Here is a 14,322-nt window from a genome sequence, read left to right on the forward strand (position 1 = left end):
ATGGGGTGCGACGACCGAAGCTGTTAGCTCCGGCCGCGCGAGGTTCAAGCAGCCGCAAGCTTCTTTGACGGGAAGCGGCCATAGAAAGTCTCGCCCTTTGCCGCCATCTCGATCAGAAGCTTCGGCGGGGTGAAGCGCGAACCGTATTTGCTTTCCAGTTTGCGGCAGAGCTCAACGAACTTCTTGGTGCCCATGAAATCGATATAGGACAGCGTGCCGCCAGTGAACGGCGCGAACCCGAAACCGAGGATCGAGCCGACATCGGCTTCGCGCATGTCGGTAATCACGTGATCTTCCACCGTGCGCGCGGCTTCCACCGCCTGCACCACAAGAAACCGCTGCTTCAGCTCCTCGATGTCAAGCGTGTCGGGATCGAGGTGCTTCGGCTGCAAGCCGGACAATGCCGGCCACAGGCTCTTCTGACCCTTGCCCTTCTCGGGATAGTCGTAAAAGCCCTTGCCGTTCTTGCGGCCAAAGCGACCCTGCTTCTCGACCATCTCGACAAGCAGCTTCTTCTGGCTTTGGTCGATCGCGTTGGGTCCGAGGTCCGCCTCCGTTGCCTTCATGATCTTGAGCACCAGATCAAGCGCCACTTCATCCGATAGCGACAACGGACCGACCGGCATGCCCGCCATCTTGGCGGTGTTCTCGATCATCGCCGGCGGCACGCCTTCCATCAGCATCTCCAGTCCTTCGGCGGTGAAGCGAAGCACGCAGCGATTGGCGAAGAAGCCGCGGGAGTCATTGACCACGATCGGCGTCTTGCCGATCACGCGCACGTAGTCGAGCGCAGTCGCGAGCGCAACATCGCCGGTGTTCTTGCCGACGATGATTTCCACGAGCATCATTTTCTCGACCGGTGAGAAGAAGTGAATGCCGATGAATTTGCTCTGGTCCCTGAACTCTTCCGCCAGGGAATTTATCGGCAGCGTCGACGTATTCGAAGCAAAGATCGCATCTGCTTTAAGAAGCGGTTGTGCCTTGGCGTAGGTTTCGGCCTTGACCTTGCGATCCTCGAACACCGCTTCGATGATCAGGTCGCAGTCCTTCAAAGCGTTGTAATCGGCAGTCGAGCTGATACGCGACAGAATGGCGTCGCGATCACTGTCCTTGGCACGGCCCTTGGCGATCAAATCGTCGATCACCGATTTCGCGTGAGCCTTGCCCTTGTCGGCGCTTTCCTGATCGCGATCGATCAGCACCACGTCGATGCCGGCGCGCGCGGAGACGTAGCCGACACTGGCGCCCATGAATCCCGCGCCGATGATGGCGAGTTTCCTGACTTTGGTCGGCGGCACGTTCTGCGGGCGCCGCGCGCCCTTGTTCAATTCCTGCATGGACAGGAACAGGCTGCGGATCATCGCGGCGGCTTCCTTGCTCCGCAGGATCTGCGTGAAATAACGCGACTCGACCCGAAGCGCGGCATCGATGGGCAACTGCAATCCCTCATAGACGCATTGCATGATGGCGCGCGCCGCGGGATAGTTGTCATAAGTCTCACGTCGGAAGATCGCGTTTCCGGCGGGAAACATCATCATCCCGGCTTTCGAATATACCGGGCCGCCCGGCAGCTTGAAGTTCTTGTCGTCCCAAGGCGCGAGCGCCTTGCCGCCAGCCTTGATCCAGTCCTTTGCCGATTTGATCAGGTCAGCGCCGGAAACCACGGCGTCGATCAACTTCAACGCCTTGGCTTTGGCGAGATTGACTGCCTCGCCCTTCAGCAGCAATTGCATCGCATCCTGCGGCGGTACGATGCGCGGCACGCGCTGGGTACCGCCGGCTCCCGGAAACAGCCCGACCTTGACTTCCGGCAGGCCTAAACGTGTCTTTTGGTTTTCCGCCGCAACGCGGTAATGGCAGGCCAGCGTCAACTCGAAGCCGCCACCGAGCGCCAGGCCGTTGATCGCGGCCACCCACGGCTTGCCGGATGTTTCGATCGCCCGGAACACCAACGAGGACTTGCGGCTCTCATCAAACAACATCTGGTTGGCTGCGATTTCGCCTTTGTCCTTAAGCACGTCGCCGTAGCGGCGGTTCATGCCCTCGAGCATCGAAAGATCAGCCCCGGCTGAGAACGCTTCCTTGGCTGAGGTGATGACGACGCCCTTCACGGCGGCATCGGCGGAAGTCTGCTTCACGATTTCCTGCAGCTCACCGAGCGTGGGCTCATCGAGCACGTTCATCGAACGGCCGGGAATGTCCCATGTCACAAGCGCGATCCCGTCCGCGTCGGTCTCAACCTTGAAGTTCTTGAAAGCCATGTTGTCGCTCCCGATTTTCTTAGACGCGTTCGATGATGGTCGCGGTGCCCATGCCGCCACCGATGCACAACGTGACCAGTGCGGTCGATTTGTTGGTGCGTTCCAGTTCGTCCAGTACGGTGCCCAATATCATCGCGCCGGTAGCGCCGAGCGGATGGCCGAGTGCGATCGCTCCGCCATTGACGTTGATCTTGGTGTTGTCGATATCGAAGGCTTGCATGTAGCGGAGCACGACAGACGCAAAGGCCTCGTTGAGTTCGAACAGATCGATATCCGATTTGCTCATGCCCGAACGCTCGAACAGCTTCTCGGTCACATCGACCGGACCTGTCAGCATCATCGCGGGCTCGGAGCCGATATTGGCGAAGGCGCGGATCTTTGCACGTGGCTTCAACCCATGTTTGGCGCCCGCCTCCTTGCTTCCGAGCAACACCGCCCCAGCGCCGTCGACGATCCCTGAGGAATTGCCGGCATGGTGGACATAATTGATACGCTCGATTTCCGGATGGGACTGGATCGCCACCGCGTCAAAACCCCCCATCTGTCCTACCGTGACAAAGGACGGCTGCAACTGGCCAAGCGACTGCATTGTCGTGGTGGGCCGCATGTGCTCGTCCTTGGCCAGAATAGTCAGGCCATTGACATCCTTCACGGGAATGACCGAATTCTTGAAGCGGCCTTCTTCCCAGGCCTTTGCGGCGCGCTGCTGGCTTTGCACTGCGTAGGCGTCGACGTCATCTCGCGAAAAGCCGTACTTGGTTGCGATCAGATCAGCGGACACTCCTTGCGGCATGAAATACGCCGGAACCGCAATCGAGGGGTCCATCGGCCAGGCACCCCCTGACGCACCGATGCCGACTCGGCTCATCGACTCGGCGCCGCCGCCGATCGTCAGTTCGTGCTGGCCGCTCATGATCTGGGCCGCGGCGAAGTTCACGGCATCGAGGCCCGAGGCGCAGAAACGGTTGATCTGGACGCCCGGAACGGACTCACCAAGACCGGCGTTGAGCGCAGCGAACCGCGCGATGTCAGAGCCGGCCTCGCCGATCGGATCGACCACTCCGAGGATGACATCATCAACAGCGCCTTCGCCAAGGTGGTTGCGCTCCTTGAGTGCCCTCAGAGGCGCGGTCGCAAGCGCCACCGCGGTCACTTCGTGCAACGCTCCGTCGGGCTTGCCGCGGCCGCGCGGCGTGCGAACGTGATCGTAGATGTAGGCCTCAGGCATAACGCCCTCCTGGTATGAGGATCATCAGATAAAGAAAATTCGTCGAACGATGTCGCGGGATTCGGCAGCAAGCTTCACGAAAGAGTGGCGCTGGAAAATTCGATTGGATCAGAACGCTTCCGCCGCCAGCTCCATAATGGTGGCGCATCCGGACTGAATGCGCGCGAGATGAACTGAAGTCTCCGGCAGCATCCGCTCCATGAAGAAGCGGCCGGTCACGAGCTTGGTGCTCACATGGGGCGTCGTAACACCGGATGCAATCTTTTCCTGCGCCACTTTCGCCATGCGCGCCCACATGTAGGCAAAGGTCACGAGCCCGAACAATTGCATGTAATCGGTTGCGGCGGCTCCCGCATTGTCGGGCTTCATCATTGCGTTCTGCATCAGCCAGGTGGTCGCCTGCTGCAGGTGACCGAGCGCGGTGCTCAGCGGCCCGATATACGGCTTCATCGCCTCGTCCGCACCGTGCTCCTTGGCGAAGTTCATAACCTCGGAGAAGAACGCCATCACCGCGCGACCTCCGTCGCGGGGTAATTTGCGCCCCACGAGGTCCAACGCCTGAATGCCGTTGGCGCCCTCGTAGATCATCGCGATGCGCGCATCGCGGACGAATTGCTCCATGCCTTGTTCGGCGATGTAGCCATGGCCGCCATACATCTGCTGCGCCAACACGGCATTGGAGAATCCCACATCGGTGAGAACGCCCTTCAAGACCGGCGTCATCAGCCCCATGTGATCGTCCGCTTCCTGTCGGTCTTTCGGATCGCTGGAACGGTGCGCAACGTCGCTTTTCAGCGCGGTCCAAACCACCATCGCGCGCGCGGCTTCATTGAAGGCGCGAATGATGAGCAACGTGCGGCGTACGTCGGGATGCACGATGATCGGATCTGCCGGCTTGTCCGGCGCCTTTGGTCCCGACAGCGAACGGCCCTGCAAACGCTCGCGGGTATAGGCAACTGCGTTTTGATAGGCCACTTCCGACTGTGCCAGTCCCTGCACGGCCACGCCAAGGCGGGCTTCGTTCATCATCACGAACATGCCCTGCATGCCTCGGTTTTCCTCGCCGATCAGCCAACCGATGGCGCCATCGTAATTCATCACACAGGTGGAATTGCCGTGAATGCCCATTTTGTGTTCGATCGAACCACAAGTGACGCCGTTGCGAGCGCCAAGCGATCCGTCGGCATTGACCAGGATCTTCGGCACGACGAACAGCGACACGCCTTTGATGCCGGCCGGAGCCCCCTCGATCCGCGCCAGCACAAGATGGATGATGTTTTCCGCCAGATCATGTTCGCCGGCCGAAATGAAGATCTTGGTTCCGGTGATTTTGTAACTGCCGTCCGCCTGCTTGACGGCCTTGGTCCGCAACAGGCCCAAATCAGTGCCGCATTGCGGCTCGGTGAGGTTCATGGTGCCGGTCCATTCTCCGGCCACCATTTTGGGCACGAACATTTGCTTCTGCTCGGGCCTGCCGTGCACCATCAGCGCGGCGGTCGCGCCCATGGTCAAGCCGCCATACATCGAAAACGCCATGTTGGCTGAGCACTGGAATTCACTGACCGCCTGGCTCAGCGTCACCGGCAACCCCTGTCCGCCATATTCAGCCGGTGCGGACAGGCCGAGCCAGCCGCCTTCAGTCACCTTTTTGAACGCCTCTTTGAACCCCGTCGGGGTCGTGACACTGCCATCATCGTGGCGGGTGCAACCTTCGAGATCGCCAACACGATTGAGAGGTTGCAGGACTTCTTCCGACAGTTTTGCCGCTTCCAAGAGAACCGCTTCACGGACGTCCGCCGAGGCATCGCTGAATCCGGGAAGATTATCGTACCGGTCGATCTGAAACACGTCATTGAGCAGGAAATTGACGTCTTCGACGGGTGCTTTGTAGATCGGCATGATTTCTTCTCCGCTCGCTGACGAAGCTCCATTAATGGAGATTTTGCAGCGCAGCAATTAAACTATTCAGTCGGATGGTCGTAATTGGTTCGATAGCCCCTTAGCCATCGTTGCGGCGAGGTCGAGCGGTCCACCGAGAGCGAGATCGCGCAGGGCGGTCTGATTTCCCAGGGCTGAGACAACTTTTGGGTCGGCGATCCAAATCCTTAACGGCTTATTTACCGTAACACGAAAAAGTCGAAGTCCGAGGCAGACGACCTGCGCCGAATTCAATGTCTCTTTTCAGGGACGCGCGGGAAGGCTGAGGGCGCAGGTAGCGCGCCGAAGTCGAAACCGGACGAGGTCATGAATTCGCGCGTACCGTGGAGTGCTGAAGCGATCGATCCGACAGTGCGCGAAAGGGCCGAGGCCGCCGCCCTGCGCGCCGGCATGTCGTTGAACGACTGGCTCAAGTCGACCATCGGCGACTACCCCGCGGCCGATCCTGGCACGACCCCTGCCAGACCGCAGAACGCTGGCGGCGAACTGAGGAGTGACGTTGCCGATATTCACCAGCGGTTGGATTCGATCACCCGTCAGATCGAACAGATCTCGCGGCCGGCGCGGCGCACCGGCGACCAGGGCGGCGTTGCGAACCAATTGAACGATGCCATCTCGCGGCTGGATGCGCGCCTTTCCCAGATTGTGAACCCCGCATCGGGGCGACATGCCCAACTCCAGGATAGGCAACGTCAGGTCGAGATGGTCGAGCGGGCGGCTGCCCGGACCTATCGATCGCCGCAGCCGCTGAGCCCTGCCTCGCTCGATTTGGCGATCGCGGAAGTCGCTGCGCGCCAGAGCGAGCTTGACGCCCTCGCATTTCAGCAATCAGCGCCGCGGGTCGATCCATCGACAGTGCCCACCGCACCGCGTGCCGCGGACCCGGATTTTTCAAGTCTCGAACGCCACCTGTTGAATATCACCAGCCAGATCGAGTCGTTGCAACGTCCCGACGGGATTGAGCAATCGATCGCGGCCTTCCGCAGCGAGCTTGCGGAAATTCGCCTTGCGATCACCGACGCGATGCCGCGACGCGCCATTGAATCGATCGAAAACGAGGTTCGCTCGCTCTCCCGCCGAATCGACGATACCCGCCAGAACGGCACCGACACGCAAGCGCTGGCCGGCATCGAGCGGGCACTCGGCGAAATTCGCGAAGTGCTCGGTTCACTTACGCCGGCCGAGCAACTGGCCGGCTACGACGAGGCGATCCGCAATCTCGGCGCCAAGCTTGACCTGATTTTACGCGCTAATGATGATCCCTCCACCGTGCGTCAGCTCGAAAGCGCAATCACCGCGCTTCGCGCCATCGTCTCCAACGTCGCCTCGACCGACGCACTGACCCGGCTCAGCGCCGACGTCCACACGCTGTCGTCCAAAGTCGACCAGCTTGCCCGCTCCGATAGCAGCGAGTCATTTGCAATGCTCGAAAAGCGCATTGCTGGTTTGGCCTCGACGCTGGAGAGCCGCCACACCACCCGTCCAGGCGAAGGTGGCGAGCAATTCGAAAACGCGCTGCGCGCACTGTCCGACCGCATCGACCGGATGCCGGCCGGGCACGATAGTGCATCCACATTCGCTCACCTTGAACAGCGGGTGACCTATCTGCTCGAGCGACTCGAAGCATCCAGTGATCAACGTGCTTCGGTCGACCTGGGACCGGTCGAGGATGGGCTGCAGGACATTCTGCGCCATCTGGAACAGCAGCATGGCATGTTTGCCGCGCTTGCGGAGAGCAGCCGCGGTGGTACCCAGCCCCCCGCGGACCACGAACTTATCAACGTCGTCAAACGCGAATTGTCGGACATCCGTTTCAACCAGGCCGAGGCTGACCGCCACACCCAGGATTCCCTCGAAACCGTTCACAGCACCCTCGGTCATGTCGTCGACCGGCTGGCGATGATTGAAGGCGATCTCCGCCATCTTCGCGGTGGCCCAGGCGCGCCGCTGCCGGAGCCGCCGCCATTGCGCTTTGAATCCGCCCCGCCCACGCCAACCGTTGCGCTGCGTTCGGAGATGGCGGTGCAAGCAAAGCCCGAATTACCGAATCCCGCCGCCTCGCAGATGCACTTCGACGCAGCTCCGCGCGATTTCCAGGCTGCGATATCAAGCATGGCGATGGTTGCGCCGCATGCCATCACTGAAATCCTGCAACCGCATTCGGCGCCGGCACGCTCCAGGATCGAACCGGAGTTACCGCCGGATCACCCTCTCGAGCCCGGCACACGCCCGACTGGCCGGGGGGCTTCGTCCTCGGAACGCATCGCGGCATCCGAAAGCGCCATCAGCGAGATACCCGCTGGCTCGCGAGAGAAAGCCAGCACATCGAGCTTCATCGCAGCCGCACGACGGGCAGCCCAAGCAGCCGCGGCCGCCACGCCTCCCGAGAAGGGCGGGCGGGCGCCACTCAAGAGCGTTACCGGCGAGAACGTCAAACAGCTCTCAAGCATTACTTCGAAAATCCGCTCTGTGCTGGTCGGCGCGAGCGTGGTGATCATCGTGCTCGGCACATTCAAGATGGCGATGACACTGCTCGATCCGGGTGCGGCTCCGCAATTTCCGGCGGCGGAGAATTCCAGCGAGTCCCAACCATCAGCGCAACCCCCAACGGATGCCGGCGACCGGCCGGCAACGCCGGATGCTGCCCAGCCTTCCATGACTTCGCCAACCCCGATCGGGCGGCAGTCGCTCTATGGCCCCGCTCCAATGAATTCCGATAACGCCGGCGTGGCAATTCCACCGGTGATGACATCGCCCGCCGCCTCGCCGTTGTCCTCGCGCGATGTTACCGGCTCGGTCACCGTCTCGCAGACACATCCGGCTGCTCGTAGAATTGGTCTGGTTCAGGTCCCTCCGACGGAGAGATTGCCCGATAGCATCGGTGGACCGGCGTTGCGCAAAGCCGCGCTGAAGGGCGACGCGACGGCCGCTTATGAAGTCGCCATGCGCTTTGCCGAAGGCAAGGGAATTGCGATCAACTACGACGAAGCCGCGAAATGGTACGACCGTGCGGCTCAGGCCGGAATAGTGCCAGCGATCTTCAGGCTGGGAACGTTCTACGAAAAAGGCCTGAGCGTGACAAAGGACGTCGACATCGCGCGACGTTATTATGTGCAAGCGGCCGAGCGCGGAAACGCCAAGGCCATGCACAATCTGGCGGTGCTCGATGCGGACGGCGGTGGAAAAGGCGCGAACTACAGCAGCGCCTCGCAATGGTTCAAAAAGGCGGCCGACCGCGGTATTGCCGACAGCCAATTCAATCTCGGCATTCTCTATGCCCGCGGCATCGGCGTTGAGCAAAACCTCGCCGAAGCCTACAAATGGTTCAGCCTGGCGGGGGCACAAGGCGACGCCGATGCGGCGCGCAAGCGCGACGATATCGCCAAGCGGCTCGACGCCCAATCGCTGGCGGCGGCAAACCTCGCGATTCAGACATTCACGCCTGAACCGCAGCCCGATGATGCGGTCAAGGTGCCGAGCCCCGCGGGTGGATGGGACACCGCCCCGGCTCAGGCCACCACGGAAACACCCGCGGCCAAGCCGATTTCGACCAAACGCGCCTCGCGCTAAATCTCGACGGTCACGCCATCGATGAAGCGGCAGCTCGCACCAAAAAAGCCGCCGAGGACGCGGATTCTTTAGTCCCTTCGAGGGGAAAATTCGGTTATGCAGGGACGCGGCAGTTGATCCGCATTGGCGTCATTTGAGCGCGGAACCGAATTCCCAGCTCAAGAAACCACTCCGCGAGCGGTCCCGGCCAGGCTCCGGCTAATTCCAAGAGCAGGCGCGCGTGCAGCTTTATCTTCCGATCGCCGACATCCCGGTCAACGTTTTTCTGCTGCTCGCGATGGGCGCGGCCGTGGGCTTTGTCTCGGGCATGTTTGGGATCGGTGGCGGCTTCCTAATGACGCCGCTGTTGATCTTTGTCGGAATCACCCCGGCAGTGGCGGTGGCTTCGGTCGCGAGCCACATCGCGGCCTCGTCGTTTTCCGGCGCCCTGTCCTATTGGCGCCGCCGCGCCATCGATCCCGCGCTCGCGCTGGTGCTGCTGTCTGGCGGCATCGTTGGCACCGCGCTCGGGGTCGGGACGTTCACACTGCTGCGCTCCCTCGGCCAACTCGATCTGATGATTGCGCTCTCATATGTGGTGCTGTTGACCACGGTGGGCGGGCTCATGTTCTGGGAAGGCTTGCGCTCGATTTTGCGGGTGCGCCGCGGCGTGGCGTTGCCGATGCGCCGCTCCGGCAGCCATGGCTGGATCCACGGCCTGCCGCTGAAGATGCGGTTCAAGCGTTCCAAAATCTATCTGTCCGTGATCCCGGTGGTCGTCGTCGGCATCATCATCGGCTTTATCGGCGCGGTGATGGGGATCGGCGGCGGATTTATCCTTGTCCCGATCATGATCTACGTATTGCGGGTGCCGACCTCTACCGTGATCGGGACCTCGATGGTGCTGACGCTGGTCACAATGTTGTTCGCTACCATGCTGCACGCAGTCACCAATCATCTGGTCGATGCCGTGCTTGCCTTGATCCTGATGGTTGGAGGCGTCACCGGCGCGCAGTTCGGCGCACGTGCTGGCCAGAAGATCCGGGGCGAGCATCTGCGGCTGCTGCTGGGCTTGCTGATTCTGGCGGTCGGAATACGTTTCGCAATCGAATTGGTGATCCGTCCCGAGGATCTCTTTACGATCCGGGAAACCGGGGGCGCGGGATGATCGGGCGCGCTTCAATCGTTGTTTGCGCCGTGCTGGGCTTGACTATGGCTTTCGCCGGCTCATCGGCGCAAGCGGAGCGCCTGATCGTCTCGGTGTCGAACCACCGCGTGACGGTGACACCGAATTATTCGGGCGAAGAGCTCGTGCTGTTCGGTTCGGTGGAAAAAGACCCATCCACCCCCGCAACCCGCACCGCTTACGATCTCGTCGTCACCGTATCGGGTCCGCGCGCCGACATGGTAACGCGTCGCAAGGAGCGCAAGTTCGGCATCTGGATCAACACCGATTACCGCCAGTTTCTTCACGTGCCCGCCTATTTGGCGCTGTTTGCGAACCGGCCGTTCGATGCCATTGCCAACCCGGAGGTGCAACGCCGACAGCAGCTCGGCCTCAACAATGTGCTGCTCACGCAGCGGGTCGGGCCGGACTATGCCGATGTGGTGCCGAACGATGCGTTCCGCAGCGCGTTCGTGCGGTTGCGATCCGAACATGGGCTTTATCGCGAAGACACTTCCGCGGTGACATTCCTTACTCCGACGCTGTTTCGCACCGGCATTCCGCTGCCCGCCGCGGTGCCGATCGGAACCTACAATGTCGAGATCAAGCTGTTTTCGGATGGCGCCCTAGTGGCGCGAACCGAGACTGCTTTTGAAATCGTCAAAGTCGGATTCGAGCAATTCGTCGCCACCACGTCGCGCCAGGACGGCTTTGTCTATGGATTGGTCACGATGGCCATGGCGCTGATGACGGGCTGGATGGCCTCGATCGTGTTTCGCAAGGATTGAGCGCTCAGCAGCAGCGCGACGCGGCGATGCTGTGCAGCCGATTGTCGCCGAGCACGTGAGCCATAAATCCCAGGGTCTGGAATATTTTTGCGAATGCCGCGTCACGAATGCTCAAGCCCCCGGTGTAAGCGCCAAACGCCGGCATCACCGCGCGCTCACCGTCGCAGGCGAAACATCGCCGCTCCATCGAACGCCCGCGTGTCGAGACGCGCGCCTTGGGATGCAGATGGCCAGCAATCTCGCCTGGTGCGCCGGTCGGCTCGTGACGAAACACGATAGGGCCGATCGCCACTTCATCAGCAACGATACCGCCAATGTCGGAAGGGAGCGCGGGGTCGTGATTACCCGAAATCCATATCCAGTCGCGCCTCGCCTGCATCGCGACGATGGCTTGGCTGTCGGCCGTGGACAACCGCTTGTGAGCGTCGCTGTCATGAAAGCTGTCGCCAAGCGCAATCACCATCCGGGGATTTCGACGCGCGATTAACATGCTTAGCAGCGCCAGAGTGGCCGCAGTGTCATAAGGCGGCAGCAGCACGCCGCGCCGGGCGAAGCTCGACCCTTTTTCCAAGTGCAGGTCAGAAACGATTAACAGACTTTGCTCTTCCCAGAACAACGCTCCGGAGAGGTCGGCAATGAACGATACGCCCAACACGTCGAGAATGGCTCCGCGCGCGGCCGGCATTCCGTCGTTGTGGGATCGCGCGCGCGCCGTCACAGCCTATCCAGTCGCCTCTTTCACCAGTTCCTGGGCGGCTTCGGCCAGCAACTCGTCGGAAGCTTCGCCATAAACCGACTCGCGGCCGATTTCCAGCATCACGGGTACTGCCAATGGCGAAACCCGATCAAGTTCCCTGTGGATGATTCGTCCCTTGATCCGCAGCAGCATATCACTGAGCCGGCGAATATCGAGCAGGCCCGTAGCAGCATCGGCGCGCGCGGCGCGCAGCAACACATGGTCCGGCTGATGCTTGCGTAATACGTCGTAGACCAGATCGGTTGAGAACAGCACTTGGCGGCGGGTTTTCTCTTCACCCGTGAATCGCCGCGCGATCAATCCGGAAATAATCGCGCAGGTGCGAAATGTGCGTTTCATCAGCGCCGATTCGGCAAGCCACGCTTCAAGATCGTCACCCAGCATGTCGGGATCGAACAGAAGATCGAGATTGAGCTTGCCTTGGCGAACCATGAAACTCAGGTCGCCCAAACCCCAGATCGCGAGCGCATACTCGTTAGCCACAAAGCCGAGCGGCCGGGCGCGGCCCCGTTCCAGCCGTCTGGTCAGCAACATCCCAAGCGTCTGATGCGCCAACCTGCCCTCGAACGGATAACAAACGAGATAATGTTTGTTGGCGCGGGGAAAGGTTTCCACCAGCAGTTCACGCGCGCCAGGAACCCGCGAGAAATCCCGCTGCAGCAGAAGCCAGTCGCGTACCTGCTCCGGCAAGGCACTCCAGGCACGCCTGTCGTCCAGCAATTGGCGGACCCGTTCGGCCAGATAGGTCGATAGCGGAAATTTGCCGCCCATGTAGGACGGCACCTTGGCATCCTTGTCATTGGCACGCGAAACGTAAACCTGGTCCTCGACAAGCGCCTCGTAGCGAACCACTTCGCCGCCGAACACGAATGTGTCTCCGATCACCAGTCCCTCGATGAAGGCCTCTTCGATCTCGCCGAGCATCCGGCCGCCGCGCGCCAACGCGCCGGTCGCTCCGGAGCCAGTGCTGCGCGAACGCACCAGGCGCACCTTCAGCATGGTGTCTTCAACGATGGTGCCGACATTCAGGCGATAGCTCTGCCGGACCCGCGGGTTGGCGACGCGCCAGCGTCCGATTTTGTCCTGCTTGATCCGCGCGAAACGCTCGTAGCTTTTGAGCGCATATCCTCCGGTAGCGACGAAATCGATTACGTCGTCGAAATCGGAACGTGAAAGACCTGAATAGGGCGCGGCGGTCAGGACTTCCTCATAGAGCTGATCTGGGAGAAACGGCTCACCGCAAGCGCGGCCAAGCACGTGCTGCGCCAGCACATCGAGCGCGCCGGTGCGGAGTGGAGGAGTATCCTGGGCGTTTTCATTGACTGCATCGATCGCCACTCGGCACTCAAGCACTTCGAAGCGATTGGCCGGCACCAGCACCGCGCGGGATGCTTCATCGATTCGGTGATTGGCGCGGCCGATTCGTTGCATCAGGCGGGAAGCGCCCTTTGGCGCGCCGATGTTGATGACGAGGTCGACGTCGCCCCAGTCGACGCCCAGATCGAGCGAGGAGGTACAGACAACGCCGCGAAGCTTACCCCCGGCCATCGCGTCTTCGACTTTTCGGCGCTGCGCGACATCGAGCGAACCGTGATGGAGCGCAATCGCCAAACCATCGTCGTTCATGCGCCACAGATCCTGGAACAGCATTTCGGCCTGGCTGCGGGTGTTGACGAAAACCAGCGTAGTCTTGTTGGCCTTGATCAGATCGTAAATTTCACCGAGCGCGTGGCGCGCGGTATGGCCGGCCCACGGCAACCGTTCGCGCGTATCAAGCATCTCCACGATCGGGGCCGCGGCGCCACCAGCCAAGACGATATCGGCGGCTTCGCTGTCACCTCCCCGCTGTGGCACCAGAAAGCGCGCCAGCGATTCCGGCTCCGCGACTGTGGCCGACAGGCCGATCGAACGCATGCGCGGGGCCAGCTCCCATAACCGGGCCAAACCGAGCGAGAGCAGATCGCCGCGCTTGGACGTCACGAGCGCATGCAACTCGTCGAGCACGATGCGCCGCAACGAGGAGAACAGGAAGGGCGCGTCGTCGGAGGACAACAGCAGCGCCAGTTGCTCGGGCGTTGTCAGCAGGATGTCCGGCGGGTAACGACGCTGGCGCTGCCGTCGCGACACCGGCGTATCACCGGTGCGTGTCTCCACCTTGATCGGCAGGGCCATTTCGGAAACAGGCGTTTCGAGATTTCGCGCGATATCGACCGCGAGCGCTTTCAGCGGCGAGATGTAGAGGGTGTGCAGGCCGCCGCTACGCTGGACGCTACGCCCGCTCAAGATGATTTTCGGGCGGGACGGCTCGGAGGCGAGATTTTCGGAGGCGAGATTTATCGTCTCCCCTGCCTCCGCGCGCCGACGAACGGAAGAAGTGCGCAGCGGAATGGAGAGTTCGACCAGCGTCGGCAGGAAGCCAGCCAATGTCTTGCCGGCGCCGGTAGGGGCAATCAACAACGCCGAACGATCGGCACGGGCTTTTGTGAGCAGCGCAAGCTGGTGCTCGCGCGGCGACCATCCGCGCGCGGCAAACCATCGCCGGAAACGCTCCGGCAGCAGTTCGGGCGTTTCAATCTGAGAAGCAGAAATCATGCGAGACGGCACGCCGAACAGGTAAGCCGTTGTGGCGGTTCCGT

At 61.4% G+C, this 14,322-nt stretch carries 8 protein-coding genes; 3 read left to right on the plus strand and 5 right to left on the minus strand.

From position 1 onward, the window contains the following. Nucleotides 1-44: 44 nt before the first annotated feature. The 3 genes from VJV58_RS11580 to VJV58_RS11590 all read right to left on the minus strand — a co-directional run bounded on the left by VJV58_RS11580 (nucleotide 45) and on the right by VJV58_RS11590 (nucleotide 5,388). Nucleotides 45-2,261 (minus strand): 3-hydroxyacyl-CoA dehydrogenase NAD-binding domain-containing protein, encoded by a 2,217-nt coding sequence (locus VJV58_RS11580; RefSeq protein WP_324137481.1) that lies wholly within the window; start codon nucleotides 2,259-2,261, stop codon nucleotides 45-47. A 19-nt stretch (nucleotides 2,262-2,280) separates the two neighbouring features. Next, the gene (locus VJV58_RS11585; protein ID WP_324137482.1) at nucleotides 2,281-3,489 is read right to left on the minus strand and encodes an acetyl-CoA C-acetyltransferase; all 1,209 of its coding nucleotides are present in this window, start codon (nucleotides 3,487-3,489) and stop codon (nucleotides 2,281-2,283) included. A gap of 108 nt (nucleotides 3,490-3,597) precedes the next feature. Beyond that, nucleotides 3,598-5,388 carry an acyl-CoA dehydrogenase C-terminal domain-containing protein gene (locus VJV58_RS11590; protein ID WP_324137483.1) on the minus strand — a complete coding sequence of 597 codons (1,791 nt, stop codon included), beginning with the start codon at nucleotides 5,386-5,388 and terminating at the stop codon, nucleotides 3,598-3,600. 345 nt (nucleotides 5,389-5,733) lie between these two features. Here VJV58_RS11590 and VJV58_RS11595 point away from each other — a divergent pair, with 345 nt between their 5' ends. The 3 genes from VJV58_RS11595 to VJV58_RS11605 all read left to right on the plus strand — a co-directional run bounded on the left by VJV58_RS11595 (nucleotide 5,734) and on the right by VJV58_RS11605 (nucleotide 10,929). Further along, a complete protein-coding gene (locus tag VJV58_RS11595) occupies nucleotides 5,734-8,997 on the plus strand; it encodes a hypothetical protein (RefSeq protein WP_324137484.1) in 3,264 nt (1,087 codons plus the stop codon). A gap of 220 nt (nucleotides 8,998-9,217) precedes the next feature. Continuing rightward, entirely contained in the window at nucleotides 9,218-10,144 is a 927-nt protein-coding gene (locus VJV58_RS11600; protein WP_324137485.1) for a sulfite exporter TauE/SafE family protein, read from the plus strand. Beyond that, on the plus strand, nucleotides 10,141-10,929 hold the full coding sequence (locus tag VJV58_RS11605; RefSeq protein WP_324137486.1) for a TIGR02186 family protein: 789 nt from the start codon (nucleotides 10,141-10,143) through the stop codon (nucleotides 10,927-10,929). The genes VJV58_RS11600 and VJV58_RS11605 overlap by 4 nt, the downstream gene beginning before the upstream one ends. 4 nt (nucleotides 10,930-10,933) lie before the next feature. Here the strand turns inward: VJV58_RS11605 and pdeM are convergent, their stop codons facing one another. Beyond that, complete coding sequence (gene pdeM / locus VJV58_RS11610) at nucleotides 10,934-11,614, minus strand: ligase-associated DNA damage response endonuclease PdeM (protein ID WP_324137509.1); 681 nt, start codon at nucleotides 11,612-11,614, stop codon at nucleotides 10,934-10,936. Between the two features lie 36 nt (nucleotides 11,615-11,650). Then, nucleotides 11,651-14,278 carry a ligase-associated DNA damage response DEXH box helicase gene (locus VJV58_RS11615; protein ID WP_324137510.1) on the minus strand — a complete coding sequence of 876 codons (2,628 nt, stop codon included), beginning with the start codon at nucleotides 14,276-14,278 and terminating at the stop codon, nucleotides 11,651-11,653. Nucleotides 14,279-14,322: the final 44 nt, after the last annotated feature.

Source organism: Bradyrhizobium sp. (assembly GCF_035273305.1).
Taxonomy (GTDB): Bacteria; Pseudomonadota; Alphaproteobacteria; order Rhizobiales; family Xanthobacteraceae; genus Bradyrhizobium.